This window comes from Adhaeribacter soli, assembly GCF_008727925.1.
Taxonomy (GTDB): Bacteria; Bacteroidota; Bacteroidia; order Cytophagales; family Hymenobacteraceae; genus Adhaeribacter_A; species Adhaeribacter_A soli.
Genome location: NZ_VTWT01000008.1, coordinates 170,719 through 186,246, shown reverse-complemented (window position 1 = coordinate 186,246; position 15,528 = coordinate 170,719). Strand labels below are relative to the sequence as shown.

Below are 15,528 nucleotides of genomic sequence, written 5' to 3'. Positions count from 1 at the left end.
AAGAAAGCTGATGCAAAAGAATTTGCAAACCTCAAGCTTGATTCCCATTTCCAATTTCCCATGTACGGACAGGGCTTGACCTGTCCCCACAATATTGCGTCAGGTTTCCCTGATAGCCCCGAAATCACATCTGAGTTTTCCCTTTCCGAAGCAACTGCAAAACCTGCCCAAAATCCTCCTTCCCCGGCACCAACTGCCATAAGTTAAAACCACTTTCCCGCCGGAATTTCAAAAATAGAAACACAAAGGCCGCCATATAGGAAAACGTTGAAGCCAGCCCGGCGCCAACCGGACCAAGTTCCGGAATTAAAAGCAAGCAGGCCGGTACCGTTAAAGCTAGACCAACCAGAGCCGCCCAGTTATTGATCTTATAATTCCCGCGGCCCGCAAAGTAATGGCTGAAGATCATGCCGGTACCGGTAGCCACCACGCCTGGTGCCAGCGCCCAGATAACCGGTTTCACCCCGACGAAATCTTTCCCGAATACAAAGGTAAGAAACGGAGGAGGCAATACACTTAATACCAATACGGCGGTTAAGGTAGCGACAAAACTCAGCTTCACTAGTTTAATGGTCATGGCTTGCCCGGCTTGTTGGTTTTCCGTATTTACCAAGGCGGAATATTGCACCGTAGCCATACTTTTTCCGATCATCCAGAGGGCCTCGGAAAGCGCCACGCCCACCGAGAAAATCCCCACTGCTCTGGCATCGGCAAACGTATTCAGAAAGTAATAACCCAGTCGGTAATTCAGGAACGTAATAATGTTAGAAAACTGCGCCGTAGCGCCTAAACGAAACAATTGCGCCACGTTTTCGCGGAAGCCGGAAAAGTCGGGCTTATCGCCGGTCCGAAACAGGAATATGAAACTAAGCAGGGTAGAAATTCCATAGGCCCCGTACAAAGCGGTAAAGTAAAAGGCTATGGTTTTGGTAGAAAAAAGCAGAAACCCGGAAGCAAGGATCAGGGCGGAAAGCAGGGTTTGCAGAAAGGTTAAGTTGTTGTAGACTTTAACTTTTTCCTTGCCCAGCAACACGGTAGCATTCACCGTAAAAAAACTCTGCAGCAAGGCCAACCCAAACAAATGCCAGACATAATCCGCCGGCACCTGGTTCAGCAGGAAAATGACGAAAGTAACCAGGCCGCTGACCACCGCCGACCAGACATAAGCCGGCAAAAGGAGCTGAAAAACGTTGGTGCGGGGTGTTAAATACGCCAATGCGGTGCCGCCCACGATGCCCGTAAACAGCAGCACCAGCGCCAGGTTGGCCACAAATAAACTAATCTCCCCGCGACCGGCAGCGCCCAAGCTCTGCGCCGTTAAGATCACGATCAGGAAATTCAGTCCGGCAATGCCAATCCGCGAAGTAAAGGTGTGCAGAATTTTCTCGAACATCAGTCGGGTTTTGGAAGCGAAAGTAAAACGGTTTCGTACAGATCGGCAAATTGCCATCCCACGGCCTGGTAGCTGAATTTGTTAACCGCGTATTGGCGCAAAGCTGCTTTGGAGAAATCCTGGTGGTGGGCGCACATAAATTGCAGGGCTTCCAGCAAGGCCTTTTCGTCTCGCGGTGGAATTAAAATGCCCTGTTCCGGACCGATCATTTCGGCAATGCCGCCCACCCGGGTGGCAATAACGGGCAAGCCGCTGGCCAGGGCTTCAATTAAAACGCAGGGCAAATTCTCGTAATTGCTGAAGAGTACAAACGCATCGCTTTCGCGCATGTAGGCGGCCACTTCTCCGGGTTCTTTTTTGCCTTCAAAAAATACCGTTTGGTTGAGCAAACCTAATTCCTGTGCCAGTTTTTTAAGCTGTTCTTCGGCCGGCCCAAAACCAATTATCCGGAGTTCCGCATTCGGATTAAGAGCGGTTAATTGCTGAAAGGTGCGCAGCAGTCCGCTTAAATTCTTGGCTTCTTCGTTGAAAACGGCTACATGCAGGAAACGGGTTTTTGATGCGGTTTTGGTAGCGTTTCCGGGATAAAAAGTATCGGTAGCCACTACGTTGGGTATCACGAGCGTGCGTTTGTTGCGGAAACCCAGGCGATTCATGGCTTGCAGCAGGCTCCCGGAAACCGTATGCAAAGCAGCTGCCCTTTTTACGATCATGGCTGTTAATTTCCGCCGAAGCCAGCTTATCCGGTGGGCATTCTGCGGTAAATACAAACTCCAGTGTTCGGTAATTATATAAGGCAGGTTATCGGTCAGGCATTTAAACCAGGCAAATAAACCGGTGCGGAGAAGTACGTGTACATGCAGCAGGTCGGGCCGGCCGAACAAACGCAAAACGAGGCGGTAACCCCGCATCATGCAGGCAAAGTACAGCAGCAGTTTCAGCGGTTTATCGATAAAAGAAATGCCGGTAATGCGCTGCTTGTAATAAAAGTATAAAGTCGGAATGCCGTTGTCTTTTTTGAAATCGAACTGGATCAGGTTGGGGCCGGAAAAATCGTCGTAGTTCGCAAAAAGTACCACCACATCGGCATATTGCGCTACGGCCTGGGCGTGCTGCTGAATGAAATTGCCGTTCTGGTCCTGCTTGCGGTCGGGGTACCACTTGGGCAAAAACAAAACTTTACGGCGCTTGGCAACAGACATTTTCGGGCAATTGGTACTTTCCTAACGTTCAAAGATACGGTTTTCGCGCATTTATGCGGCACTTAACAAAACGGTAGCAAACCGGCCCAAAAAGCAAAAAGCCCCGCTTTGCAGCGAGGCTTCCCCTAAAGAGCAGGAGACTAAGCTGCTCTGGCGGGTAGCGTACATTAAAATTTTCACCCTGTTCTAATGTACCATGCGTTCAACCTGTTAGTAGTCCGTGTTTTGCGGATCGAAGTTCGTCCAGCCCTGGGTCCAGTCGGTAGTGCCGAAAGCACCCCGGTACGAAACCCGCTCGAAGAAGGAATCTAAACCATTGAAGTCAGCACCGCTGAGCAACTCAGAACCGGAACCCGGCAGGTAGTTAGCGCCTGTTTGTCTGAATGAATTTTCAAGCTTCAGATCCGCGTTTGAAGTTTTAGTAAAGCTGTTGTGGGTTGTGAACCAGGCATTGAAATCGAAGTTAGCATCGGTCGATTTAAAATTCTGGGTGTTGCCAGAAATAAAACCATTTTTAAAGAACAGGCTTCCGGTGTTGGCGTTGTTCACTACGCCAGAACCGTCGAGGTTAATGGCTATTGGCCATCCGGCAACTACCGAGTTATGCACCATCGCGCCGGTGTTTTTCTTGAAGTGAATGCCCTGCCCAAAGTTACCGTCTATTTGCGTGTTGGCATCGGCTTTCGGACCGATCAGGCTTACATTCGAGAATTGCGCCTTGGTTTGCGGCAGGTTGGTAGAACCGTTTGAATCGTTGTCAGTTTCAATCCCGTTCGATTTGGAAACGTCGGCCACTTTCGGATCGCTCACGCCCAGTAAGAACTGCAGTTTGCCGGAATAACCATTGTCGGAGTCGAACATGTCGTCCACGTTTTTGTAGGCAATTAAGTGTTTCGCGTTTACCGTACCCCCGAACATTTCGAAAGAATCGTCGCCGTTGTAAGAAACCTGCACGTAATCGATCACCGTTCCGGAACCCACGCCGCCCAAAGTAAGGCCGTTAATTTCATTGCCCGGCTGGAAAGGAATCCCGCTGTACTCGATGCGCACGTATTTCAGAATACCGGAATTATCCGCCGCATTGCTACCGCCGTACGGACGATCCACGCCGCCTTCGATCTTCGGCTGACCCGGTAGGTTTACCGGTGCATTCCCCAGGATGATCACGCCACCCCAGTCGCCCACTTTACGCTGGCCTTTCGGCATGTTGGAAGTAAATACGATCGGCTTTTCGCGGGTACCTTCGGCCATAATTTTAGAACCGCGTTCCACGATCAGCGAGCCGTCGGTATCTTTATCGCCCTTAATAATAGTACCCGGCTCAATAGTTAAAGTCGCGTTGTTGGTTACATAAACAAAGCCTTTCAGCACGTAGCGGGTATTGGCTTTTAAAGTTCTGTCGGAAGAAATATTGCCGGAAAGTTCTTCGGTGCCTACCGGTTGCTCGATGCCCGGTTCCACCGTCGTTCCCTGATCGTCGTCTTTTCCGCAGGCTGCCGTAAATGCTACTAAACAAGCCATTACAAAGAATTTGCCTAAATTTTTCATTGTCTTTTCCATTGTGTTTTGAGTGTTTAATGAATGTCTTTTAGTTTTTTTTCTGAAGTTTGATACTGTTTTTGCTGTCCCCCTTTGGAGGGGGGAGGGCAGGAGATTTATCTGATACTCTCCCCTTGAGGGGAGTCGGAGGGGTGTTTTTAATTTCTTATCTTATTGCGTCATCCCGAGCGAAGCCGAGGGAACTTATTAAGCCGTTATTAAAAGTTGTGTCTATTTGAATCAGAGGTCTTTTTAATGAGGGTGAAGCTTATTTACTTCTGCCCCCATAAGTTCCCTCGGCTTCGCTCGGGATGACCTGATATTGTAAAACCTCCCCCTTGACCCTCCAAGGAGGGATTCCCGAAAGTGCTTTTAGAATCTGTAAGTCAAACCCAGGCTGGTGTAAGCGCCGCGGCGGTAGCTGGCAATGTTGCTGTCGATGTCGTTGATTTTGCCGTTCATGTCAGTGTCCTGAACCATGCGGACCTTCTGGTTCAGCAGGTCCTGAATGCCGCCTTTAACTTCGAAGCGGTTGTTTATCTTTTTGGAAATAGTCAGGTCTATGGCGTGGCGCGGCATTTCGTAAATGGTCGGGTTCTGGAAATTGCCCACCAGGTAAATCCGTTTGCCGATCACGTTATATAGCAAACTCACTTCAAATTCCTTTTCCTCGTTCTGGTAATAAGCGCCGGCATTCACGATGTAAGGCGACTGGCCCATCATCGGCCGGGAACCTTCCTGCACTTCGGCGTCGGCAGCGTTCAGTTTCACTTCCGATTTTATCAGGGAAGCATTCAGCACGAGGGAAATATTCTGCAGGTGTTTGTTTTCGAAAAGGTCTAAGAGCGATTTCCGGATCTCGGTTTCCACGCCGTAGTTTTGCGAGTAAATGGCGTTGGAGAAGGTGTAGCTCGGGTTTTCGGAAGAAGGCTCGATGGTCGATTCGATCGGGTTTTGAAAGTATTTGTAAAACACGCCGAAGGAAATCGCTTCGGTTGGGTTGGGGTAGAATTCGTAGCGGAGGTCGGTGTTGTAAATGGTAGCCGATTGCAGGTTCTCATTTCCCCGGATTTCGCTGTACTGCTGAAAGTCGAAGTAGCTGAAAGGCGCCAGTTCCCGGAATTCCGGCCGGTTTACGCTGATGCTGTTGTTGAAGCGAAGCATGGTGCGCTCCGTCAGGTTATAGGTAAAGTTCAGGCTTGGTAAGAAACTGGTGGTCGGGTTGTCTACTTTTACAATGTCCTTTTCCGATTTGCGGGTGTCCAGTTGCAGGCGGTTGTATTCTACCCGGAGGCCGCCCGATAAATTAAAGCGGGAAGTAAACGGGATGTAAGTGCCTACATAAGCCGCTAAAATGTCGCTTGAAGCAGAATAGTGGTCGGTTGGCTTGGTGGCTTCTTCCAGAATGAAACCGGTAGTGTTGTTGATGTTTTGCGGCTGGAAGACCTGGCCTAAAGGCAGCGAACGGATCGATTCGTCGAAGTTCGTGCTCCGGGTGTACGACATCCAGCGGGCATCGAAATCGCGGTTCTTGTGTTCGGCATAGAAACCGGCACGTACTTTAATCTTGTGGCTGTTGTCGGTTTCGGCAGTGTCTTTTTCACCCAGGATCTGCTCTACCTGGCCACCGGCCATGTAGGTGTTTTCTTTCAGTTCGGAATAGAACCGGCCGGTTTGCTGGGGATCAGGGTTATAAGGCACGTACAGCATGAAAGGGTCGTTGGTGCCGGTGGTGCGCTGGTAGCGGGCGCGGCGGAAATCTGGCTCGTTGCGGTTGGTGCGGGAATAACCGGTGGTCCAGGTAAGTTCGGTCTGGTCGTCGTTCAGGTTGTGTGTGCCCTGCAGCTGACCAGAGTAAATGCCGCGGCTTTCGTAGCGTAATGCGGTGCTTCTAATATCGTTGTCCTGAATTTCCTGCACACCGTTGCGTTCGATCACTTCGCTGGAACCTAACTGGTTAAATAAATTCCGGAACTCGATCTTGTGGTTGTTGTTCAGTCGGATGCCCCAGTTATGAATCAAGCCTAAGCGCACATTCTGGTTGTATTGTTCATCCACGTAGCTGAATTCGCTTTCCAAGGGTTGGCCTGGTTGGTAATCTAAGTAGCGGTTGCGCTGCACCGAAATGTGCTGACGGGTATTGCTGTAAGAAAGCGCGGAAATATTGCTGATCTTCACTTCCCCGATGCGCATGGCCCGGGTCAATCCTAAGGACATTCTTAGATCCGGCGCGGCGCTGTTCAGGTTCGTGCCCCAGGAGTTCGGCAAATCGCGGCCAAGTTTCTCTACCATTTCGGGACTGGTGCGGCTGGTAAGTTTGGTCGGGAAGGAATTCGGTAAAGCACGGTAACCGTTGTCGAAACCTAAGAAATCTGTATTGCTGCCTTGGTAAGAACTGAAATCTTTGAAGGTAGTACCAGAACGGTAGCCGCCCGAAAGATTCAACGTAGTGGTGTTTTCGTCGGCGAAGTTCTTCGTGTAAACCTTAATTACGCCACCGCCAAAATCGCCCGGCAGTTCCGGCGAGCCGCCTTTGTAGATCATAATGCGGTCTATCACGCTCGTAGGCAGAATGTCGAAGGAAAAGGCTTTGGCATCTACCTCGGTGCTTGGCGTAAGCGCATCGTTCAGCATCACGGTATTGTAGCGTTCGCTCAAGCCCCGGATGTAGATGTATTTGTTGTTCATCACCGTTACGCCCGGTATGCGTTTCACCGTTTCGGCCGCATCGCGGTCCAGCGATTTGGCAATCTGTTCGCCGGAAACCCCGCTTACCACAATTTCGCTTTCCTTCAGCTCCGAGATCAGCGACATTTCGGTATTGGTCTGGCGCGTGCCCACAATGGTTACTGCGTTCAGGTGCTTGTTGTCTTCCTCGATGCCGATGTTCAGCGTGGTGGTTTTGCCGGGCTCAATCCGGATGTTCTCAAAGGTTTTTTGCTTGTAAGAAATGTAAGTAACGGCAATCTTATAAATACCTTCCTGTAGTTTCAGGGAGTAATTGCCGTCCAGGTCGGTAGTGGTACCCCGGTTGGACCCGGTAATGAAAACCACGGCGCCGATAACGGGTTCTTGCGTGTTTTTGTCTGTTACCTTACCGGCCAGGGTTCCGGTGCCTTGGGCAAACCCTTGCAGGGAAATGCCGATGCAGGCTAAGATTAGTAATAGATTTGCTTTCATAAGAAGTATTGCTTTAGTCTCAATACAAACTTACGGCGGCACTTTTACGGCACTGTTAAGCCCAAATTATGAATAAGTTAAGAAAGGATTGTTAATATTATTGAATTGTTAAAAGCTGATTTTCAGGTATGAAAACAAAACATAATGGCGGGTAGGCGGTTGAAGGGCTGGAGTTTTTGGAGCGGAAATGGTAGCGTTCTTTTTCTTAAATGTCTGAGTTGGCAGCCTGGGAAAGGTATACCACAAGCAGGTTCTAAATGTAATTGGTAACTACACTCTAATTATTGTTTTTGTATAGCAATAAGAGTTAATATGAAGGTATAGTTTAGAACTACACCTGACCGCTCAAATCGAACTCTCCGCCTTTCTTATAAGTGTAGTTTATAACTGCTTTAGCTGTTTCGGACATCTCTGTTCGAAACCTATCTGCTGCGGACGTCTGCGTCCGCGTTTATACAGACGGGGACAAGGATGTCCCCGCCAGGAAGCTTCCGGACCAAGATGTCCGGAAGAGCTCGGTATTTGTTGTTTAATTTCTTGTTTTTGCAAACCCAAGCCTCCAGAAATCAATGAATTTCACGCCTGTCTTTTGTCCGGAAAACTTACCTGCTTTGTTTGATTAGAAACAAAGGATAGTGACAATTGTCATTCCGGAATAAAACGGTTTTTACTGTTTTCGAAACTTTTCTGTTGTACCTTTGCAACAAAGTTGAAAAACGTGTTGCTGAAAGAAGTTATTTACCTGGTACAGAAAGATTTCATTCTGGAGTGGAGACAGAAATATGCCTTCAACGGAATGCTGTTGTATGTAGGCAGCACGGTTTATATCTGTTACCTGAGCTTCAGTTTGCGTTTCAGCGGCCTGCAGGTTCCGGTCTGGAATGCCTTGTACTGGATCATCCTGCTTTTTACCGCCGTGAATGCCATTTCCAAAAGCTTTACCCAGGAAAACCGCGGTCGCCTCTTGTATTTCTACAGTCTGGTAAGTCCCCAGGGCGTTATTCTGGCCAAAATTGCCTACAACGCGGCTTTAATGCTGGTACTGGCGCTGCTCTGCTTTCTTTTCTACGCGGTAATTATCGGCAACCCGGTACAAGATGTGCCCATGTTCCTCGTTTCGATTTTGCTGGGGGCTTTAGGGTTTGCTACCTCGCTTACGCTTATTTCCGGTATTGCCGCCAAAGCCGCCAACAGCAGCGCCTTAATGGCCGTGCTGAGTTTTCCGGTAATGGCGCCTATGCTTTTAATGCTCATGAGCCTTTCCAAAAACGCCATAGACGGCCTGGATCGCAGCCTGAGCATGGACGAACTCGGAACCCTGGGCGCTATTAATGTAATTGTAATTGCAACCTCTTATATGCTGTTCCCATACCTCTGGCGAACCTAGTTTGATAGTGATTAGTGAATAATGATTAGTGATTAGTTATCCGCAGGTAAGAGATTAAATTTAAAGTAAAACCCGGAGTTCGGGAAGCGACAAAAATCGAACAACGAACAACGAACAACGAACAACGAAATGAAAAACTGGTGGAAAATCGTGACGGTGCTGCTGCTGCTTTATGCGGTTACGATGGGCCTGCTGGGCGACGTGCCGCGGCTGGCGATCCTGAACGAAAGCATCCGCAACCTTTACTTTCACGTGCCGATGTGGTTTGGCATGATCGTGATCCTGGGCATTTCGGTGGTGTATTCCATTAAATACCTGAAAAACCCGACCATCCATAACGACATTGTAGCCAGGGAAGCAGCGCATGTGGGCATTTTGTACGGCATTCTGGGCTTGCTTACCGGCATGTGCTGGGCCCGTTTTACCTGGGGCGACTGGTGGGTGAACGACCCGAAACTGAACGGAGCGGCCATTGGTATGCTTATTTATTTTGCTTACTTGGTATTGCGCAGCTCTTTTGCCGAACAGCAGCAGCGCGCCCGCATCAGTGCCGTGTACAACATTTTTGCCTTTGTAGCCTTAATTCCCCTGCTGTTCATTCTGCCGCGCCTTACCGATTCCCTGCACCCCGGCAACGGCGGCAACCCCGGCTTTGGCGCTTACGACCTGGACAGCAACATGCGCCTGGTATTTTACCCGGCTGTACTCGGTTGGATCGGCTTAGGTATCTGGATCTTAACGCTTTGTGTGCGCTTCGAAAATCTTAAATTCCGCTTATATGAAAACGCTTAAAAATATTGTGGCCCGCGCCGTATTTCTGCTCTTGCTGCTGCTGGGCGTAAACCCGGCCTTCGCCCAAAGACCGGAAACCATCGAAATGGCGGATACCCTCCGGGCCGAAGGAAAAATTTATGTAGTGGTAGCCGTGTTGTGCATCATCCTGATCGGGATCCTGATTTTCCTGATCATGCTGGATCGCAAACTTGGCCGTCTGGAAAAACAGGTTCGCGGATAAAGCTGCGATGAAAGAAAAAGGAAGAAAGTAGAAGGATAAGAACAATAGGGTTTAACCCGAATAAAGGCCTTAATCTTTTATCCTTCTACTTTCTTCTTAAAGATAAAAAAGAGTAAAAAAGTCGCGCTGCTGAATTAATAACGCCTTTATGTTGTTAGTGGCGCAAGCGCAGAAAGTATAAATTCATTATGAAAAAGACGCACATTATCGGGATCGTGATCATTGCCCTGGCAATTGGTATTATCATGTCCACCGCCGGCGATGCCAGCACCTATGTTTCGTTTAAAGAAGCGAAGGAACTGGCCGAAGACGGCAACAGTAAAAAAGTGCACGTGGTAGGCCGCCTGAAAAAAGATCCTGCCGGCCATATTGTAGGCATGCAATACGATCCGCTGGTAGATCCGAACTACTTTAGCTTCATCCTCTCCGATACAAACAAGCTCGAACAGAAAGTGGTGTACTTCAACCCGATGCCGCAGGATTTCGAGCGTTCAGAACAGGTGGTTATTACCGGCAATATGAAAAACGACGTGTTCGTAGCCGACAAGATCCTGTTGAAATGCCCTTCCAAATACACCGAAAACGAAATCAAAGCCGAAGACGGGAAAAAACCTGCGACAGCAGCTTTATAGTTAAGAGTTCAGAGTTAAAAGTTATGAGTTGTTCATAGCTGTTTAACTCATAACTCATAACTTTTAACTCATAACTATATCAATAATGATCAATACATTTATCGGCGATTTAGGGCACTTTAGCGTGATCCTGGCGTTTGTTGCGGCAATCGTTTCGGCGCTGGCTTATTTTATGGCCTCTTTCAGGCAGCCCCTGGGGCAGGATCGCCTGGACTGGAAATTGCTGGGCCGCGGTGCTTTTATCGTGCACGTGGTTGCGGTCTTCGGCATCATTTTCAGTTTGTTCGAAATTATTTACAGCCACCGCTACGAATACCATTACGCCTGGAGCCACTCTTCCAACCATTTGCCCACCCATTACATGATCTCGTGTTTCTGGGAAGGCCAGGAGGGAAGCTTCCTGCTCTGGATCTTCTGGCATACGCTTTTAGGCTTAATGCTGATAAAATTTAACCGCAAATGGGAAGCGCCGGCCATGGCGGTTTTCGCGTTTGTGCAGCTTTTCCTTACTTCCATGATCCTGGGGGTAGTGATCGGCGACCTGAAGATCGGTTCTTCGCCTTTTATCCTGATGCGCGATTTCATGCCCGATGCCCCGGTATTTAAACTGGATCCGAACTTTATTCCCAAAGATGGTACCGGCCTGAACCCGCTCCTGCAGAACTACTGGATGGTTATTCACCCGCCAACCCTGTTCTTAGGTTTTGCCGCTGCTTTGGTACCGTTTGCTTTTGCCATTGCAGGACTCTGGAAAGGCGAATACAAAGAATGGCTGAAACCAGCTTTCCCGTGGACCTTATTCGCAGCCATGATCATGGGCGTGGGTATTATCATGGGTGCTTACTGGGCTTACGAAACGCTGAACTTTGGCGGTTACTGGAACTGGGACCCGGTTGAAAATGCGGTGTACATTCCGTGGCTGACTTTAATTGCGGCCGCCCATACCATGGTCATTTACAAGCGCAGCAAATCGGCATTACGCACCACGTACCTGCTGGTAATTGTTTCGTTCCTGCTGGTGCTGTACGCTACCTTCCTTACCCGCAGCGGAATTTTAGGCAATGCTTCCGTACACTCATTCACCGACTTAGGTTTATCCGGTCAGCTGTTTACTTATATGGCGGCTTTCGTGGTACTGGCAGCCGGTCTGATGATTTACCGCTGGAAAAGCATTCCGGCCACCCAGAAAGAACTTACTACTTACAGCGCGGAGCTTTGGGTTTTCATTGGCGCGGCTGTGCTTTGCTTGGGCGCGTTCCAGGTATTGGTTACCACTTCCATTCCGGTTTATAATTCCTTTATGGGCTTTATCGGGCTGAAAACCAATGCTGCCCTGCCGGCCGACCAGATCGGGCACTATACCAAATTCCAGCTTTGGGTTGGGGTAGGTATTGCCGTACTGTCCGGGTTTGCGCAGGTGCTTTGGTACCGTAAAACCGACAAGGAAAGCATCAGTAATGCCTTATCCATTCCGCTAATTCTTACGTTCCTGTTCTCGGCCTTGGTGCTGCTTTCCGGTAAAATGGGCTGGATTCCGGCTACGGATGTAACCAAAGAATGGATCTATGTAGTGCTGCTGGTAACCTCGCTGTTTGCCGTGTTCTCGAACCTGAGCATGATGCTGGCCCTGATCCAGAAGAAAGTAACGCTTTCCGGCGGCGCCATTGCGCACATCGGGATGGCCATGATCCTGCTGGGCATTCTGTATTCTTCCGGTTATTCCAAAGTAGTTTCCGAAAACATGTCGGGCCTGCTTTATTCCCGCGAATTCCCGGATGAAATGAACCGCGACAACGTGCTCTTATGGCGCAACCAGCCCTTGGAAATGAACGGGTATAAAGTAACTTACAAAGGCCAGTTCCTGGAAGTGAAAGATTTCCCGGATTACGTGAACAAGCAGGTGCTCTTCCAGACCCACGATCCGTACAAAGCGCTTGCCCGCACCGACCTGAAAATTGACGGCAAGGTGGTGCACAAAACCGGCGATACTGTAGAAATTTACCCGGAAAATACCTATTACCAGGTAGAATACCAGCAGAAAAACGGCAAAACATTTACCTTGTGGCCGCGCGCCCAGGTAAACCCGGAAATGGGCCTTTTAGCTTCTCCGGATGTGAAAGTGTTTGCCGACCGCGACCTTTACACCCACGTTTCTTCTATTCCGAAACCGGACGAAGAAAGAACCTGGAGCGAAGTTAAAGAACACCTGATCGGGATCAAGGATACGATCTTTATTAACGATTACGTGGCTGTGCTTTATGGTCTGGAGAAAACCAATGCCGTTCAGGGCATAGACCTGAACCTGACTGCCGGCGACGTGGCCGTACAAGCCGATATGAAGATCTTCGGCGAAGACAAGGAATACCACATCCACCCGGTTTTCGTGATCAAAGACAAACTGGTAGGCCGCATTCCGGACGAAGTGGATGATCTGGGCGTGCGGATCACGTTCAACAACATCGACCCGGTGCAGAACAAATTCAGCTTCGGCGTAGAAACTACCCAGAAAGACTACATCATTATGAAAGCCATGGAAAAACCGTTCATCAGCATCATGTGGATCGGCGTTTTCGTAATGACCGGCGGTTTCTGTTTAGCCATTTACCGCCGCTACGTAGAAGGCAAAACCCCGGAAGACGGTATGCGGAATTCCAAACCGCAGAAACGGAAAGCCATGGTTGCTTAAGCTGATTTCATAGAACCAAAAAAGCCGCTCTGAAGGAATTCGGAGCGGCTTTTTTGGTTGATTTATCTCTGCTAACGGACTTGGCTTTGCGGTGGCGGAGCTATCGTAAATGTGTGGTTACCTTTTGTAATTTTATTAGTTCTATTTTTTTTCAACCACGCCAATTTTTCATGATATTAACCAGAATAATCAATCCTTCTATTATTGTCAGTGTGGCACCAATAATCAATCCTATCCCAATTGCTCTTTGGTTCTCACTCTTTATGGCTTTATTTTTAATTCCAATGTGGTAACCAGCAATAAACTCAATAGTTATTTGACAAATAAATATAAAGGTATAATCGAGGACTTTATAACCATACCTTATCATTAAGTCATTTAATATAGCAGTACTAACTGCTACTACTAAAATTTTAAGATTTCTTCTCAATTATATTTTTTATGACAGGTAACTACCAAATAAACAACATAACTACGTTTATCCAACTACCATTAGGCGAATAAACGTATGAGCATAGTTGAAAATAACAAACCATTTCCTTCAGCCTGCTTTTACCCGACAAATAAAACTTTAGGAACCATTCGGGTTTTCTAGTTCAGCGCCTGTACGGTTCTCATCGTTTCCGCTAACATTTTCGCTTCTTCAATAATCTCCGCCGGATAATTATTCAGTTCCAGGATCCGGATGGCGTTGGTGGTTTTCAGTCTGCCGGTTTTAATTTTGTAATCGAATAAGATAGTACCGTTTGCTACAGTTTCGGTGAAGTGGTAAAGGTTATAAGTTTCCTGCAGATAATCCGCCAGTTCCAGGTCGTGGGTTGAAATAAAAACAAAATTGGCTTCTTTGCTTAAATAGCTGAGTACCGATTTGCCGGCCGCAATGCGTTCAAAGGTATTCGTTCCTTTAAATAATTCATCGAGCAGGAACAGATTTGGGTAGCCTGTACGGCTTTCTTCCAGCATCTGTTTAATGGTATTTACTTCTTCAAAATAGTAGCTCTTTTCGCTTAAAAGGTCATCGGAAATTCTAATGGCCGAGAATATCTTAAGACGGGGTAATCTGAATTCGCGGGCAAAGCAAATATTTAACGTTTGTGCAAAAATGGCATTGATCCCGATAGCCCGGATAAAAGTGGTCTTCCCGGACATATTGGAACCGGTTAGTAAGGCCGACTGGTTTTCAAGAATTATGGAATTGGCGACTGCATCCGGAATTAAAGGATGGTAAAGTTCAGCAGCGCTTAAATATTTTTCGGCGTCTTGGGTAAATTCCGGTTTGCAAAAATAAGGCAGGCTGCTACCAAAAGTATCGATGGATAAAGCGGTATCGATTTCCCCTGCAAAAATAAACAGCGTCTCCATTTGCGTACGATGCTTTTCCAGTTTCTGCAGTACATGAAACAACATGATCGGTTCCAGCAGGAACATTGCTTTTATTAATTCAGAAATTGCTTCACTAAGCTGGCCTAATTCGCCTTGCATTTTAGCTTCTACTGTGAAAAAACGCATGTGTTTGCCAAGACCATCCAGGCAACGGGTTGCTTCCTTTACATTCTCGGTTTGGGGAAAGGCATTGGTTTTAAGCAGATTCTTGACCACCTGGTTCAGGGTGAGCAATTGCGGGATGCTACCAGCATATTGGTAAAGGTTATTTTTATTCCAGTAATGAATAATAAAGTTGCCGGCTACCAAAATGAGCAGCAGAAACAAAAATTGCGGATAGAAAACAGTAAGCAAAACCGTGCAAAAACTCAAAACCGAAAGTACTGGAATGAGCCGGTACCATTTGGGTTTCTGAATATGCTCTTCCTGGAATAAGGAGGCAATGTAATAAGCTTCTGGTTTGCGAAGGCGGTAAAGTTCGTTCAGCGTGGTTTGCTTCAGCGCTGCATCTGCCCGGAAAGTTTCTTTAAGGCTTTCAAACCTTGCTGTTCTTGTTTCATCTTTTGGTATTGTTCTTAGAACATGGTAAAGGAATTGCTGCCCAACCCTGGAAATAGTCCGGTCGGCTAGCATAAAAATTTCATCTAAGTCGAGGTCCTGAAAGGTTTTCACGGAAATTACCTGCTTATAGCTTACTTTGTCGCTTTTTAAAAAGTAGCGTTCAATTTTGCCGAAGTAAAAGGTATCGGTTTTCTGCTGATGGCAATTTTTCAGAATTAAGGCTTTCTCTTTCGATCTGAACATGTTGGGCTTCTTATCTTCTCAGCAAAATTCAGCAGAAATAAACCCTGACCAGTGTATTAATCTCATTTGCTGGGTGCTGTTAAGATGCAAACTAAACAAAAATGGTGTAGCAAGAAATAACATTTCAATTAGTTTTAACTAAACTAACTGCTGACTTCAGAATTCCAAACCGCAGAAATGGAAAGCCATGGTTGCCTAAAAACGGTATCTTATGACGGCAAAAAGCCGCTCGGAAGAAATTCGGAGCGGCTTTTTTATTTCAGAAGCAAAGAAAACGGTAGGATTTAAGGGTAAAATCTGTTTTTTA

Annotated in this window: 10 protein-coding genes and 1 pseudogene; 5 read left to right on the top strand and 6 right to left on the bottom strand. The window is 47.6% G+C overall.

What is annotated here, in order from left to right:
- Positions 1–124: 124 nt before the first annotated feature.
- From F0P94_RS15255 to F0P94_RS15240, 4 genes are all read right to left on the bottom strand, one after another.
- Positions 125–1,393 carry an MATE family efflux transporter gene (locus tag F0P94_RS15255; protein ID WP_191907063.1) on the bottom strand — a complete coding sequence of 423 codons (1,269 nt, stop codon included), beginning with the start codon at positions 1,391–1,393 and terminating at the stop codon, positions 125–127.
- Positions 1,393–2,595 carry a glycosyltransferase gene (locus F0P94_RS15250; RefSeq protein ID WP_150904763.1) on the bottom strand — a complete coding sequence of 401 codons (1,203 nt, stop codon included), beginning with the start codon at positions 2,593–2,595 and terminating at the stop codon, positions 1,393–1,395. The genes F0P94_RS15255 and F0P94_RS15250 overlap by 1 nt, the downstream gene beginning before the upstream one ends.
- Before the next feature lie 210 nt (positions 2,596–2,805).
- On the bottom strand, positions 2,806–4,155 hold the full coding sequence (locus F0P94_RS15245) for a T9SS C-terminal target domain-containing protein (RefSeq protein WP_150904762.1): 1,350 nt from the start codon (positions 4,153–4,155) through the stop codon (positions 2,806–2,808).
- A gap of 351 nt (positions 4,156–4,506) precedes the next feature.
- Positions 4,507–7,314: a TonB-dependent receptor gene (locus tag F0P94_RS15240; protein WP_150904761.1), complete on the bottom strand. Its 2,808-nt coding sequence runs from the start codon at positions 7,312–7,314 to the stop codon at positions 4,507–4,509.
- A gap of 718 nt (positions 7,315–8,032) precedes the next feature.
- On the opposite strand from F0P94_RS15240, the gene F0P94_RS15235 reads away from it, so the two are divergent.
- The 5 genes and pseudogenes from F0P94_RS15235 to ccsA (F0P94_RS15215) all read left to right on the top strand — a co-directional run bounded on the left by F0P94_RS15235 (position 8,033) and on the right by ccsA (F0P94_RS15215) (position 13,034).
- Positions 8,033–8,701, top strand: coding sequence for a heme exporter protein CcmB (locus tag F0P94_RS15235; protein WP_150904760.1), 669 nt, complete (start codon positions 8,033–8,035; stop codon positions 8,699–8,701).
- A 123-nt stretch (positions 8,702–8,824) separates the two neighbouring features.
- A pseudogene (ccsA, locus tag F0P94_RS15230) lies at positions 8,825–9,493 on the top strand (cytochrome c biogenesis protein CcsA); the annotation flags it as partial.
- Complete coding sequence (locus F0P94_RS15225; RefSeq protein ID WP_150904758.1) at positions 9,480–9,716, top strand: CcmD family protein; 237 nt, start codon at positions 9,480–9,482, stop codon at positions 9,714–9,716. The pseudogene ccsA (F0P94_RS15230) and the gene F0P94_RS15225, both read left to right, overlap by 14 nt.
- A gap of 188 nt (positions 9,717–9,904) precedes the next feature.
- Positions 9,905–10,348, top strand: a complete 444-nt coding sequence (locus F0P94_RS15220) for a cytochrome c maturation protein CcmE domain-containing protein (protein ID WP_150904757.1) — start codon at positions 9,905–9,907, stop codon at positions 10,346–10,348.
- 85 nt (positions 10,349–10,433) lie between these two features.
- Complete coding sequence (ccsA, locus tag F0P94_RS15215; protein WP_150904756.1) at positions 10,434–13,034, top strand: cytochrome c biogenesis protein CcsA; 2,601 nt, start codon at positions 10,434–10,436, stop codon at positions 13,032–13,034.
- Between the two features lie 151 nt (positions 13,035–13,185).
- Here the strand turns inward: ccsA (F0P94_RS15215) and F0P94_RS15210 are convergent, their stop codons facing one another.
- Positions 13,186–13,464: a hypothetical protein gene (locus F0P94_RS15210; RefSeq protein WP_150904755.1), complete on the bottom strand. Its 279-nt coding sequence runs from the start codon at positions 13,462–13,464 to the stop codon at positions 13,186–13,188.
- A 161-nt stretch (positions 13,465–13,625) separates the two neighbouring features.
- On the bottom strand, positions 13,626–15,221 hold the full coding sequence (locus F0P94_RS15205) for a MutS-related protein (RefSeq protein ID WP_150904754.1): 1,596 nt from the start codon (positions 15,219–15,221) through the stop codon (positions 13,626–13,628).
- Between the last annotated feature and the right edge of the window lie 307 nt (positions 15,222–15,528).

Coding starts and splice junctions, on each gene's coding strand:
- F0P94_RS15225 (WP_150904758.1), top strand. CDS start 9,480: ATGAAAACGCTTAAAAATATTGTGGCCCGCGCCGTATTTCTGCTCTTG.
- F0P94_RS15250 (WP_150904763.1), bottom strand. CDS start 2,595: ATGTCTGTTGCCAAGCGCCGTAAAGTTTTGTTTTTGCCCAAGTGGTAC.
- F0P94_RS15245 (WP_150904762.1), bottom strand. CDS start 4,155: ATGGAAAAGACAATGAAAAATTTAGGCAAATTCTTTGTAATGGCTTGT.
- F0P94_RS15255 (WP_191907063.1), bottom strand. CDS start 1,393: ATGTTCGAGAAAATTCTGCACACCTTTACTTCGCGGATTGGCATTGCC.
- ccsA (WP_150904756.1), top strand. CDS start 10,434: ATGATCAATACATTTATCGGCGATTTAGGGCACTTTAGCGTGATCCTG.
- F0P94_RS15205 (WP_150904754.1), bottom strand. CDS start 15,221: ATGTTCAGATCGAAAGAGAAAGCCTTAATTCTGAAAAATTGCCATCAG.
- F0P94_RS15220 (WP_150904757.1), top strand. CDS start 9,905: ATGAAAAAGACGCACATTATCGGGATCGTGATCATTGCCCTGGCAATT.
- F0P94_RS15240 (WP_150904761.1), bottom strand. CDS start 7,314: ATGAAAGCAAATCTATTACTAATCTTAGCCTGCATCGGCATTTCCCTG.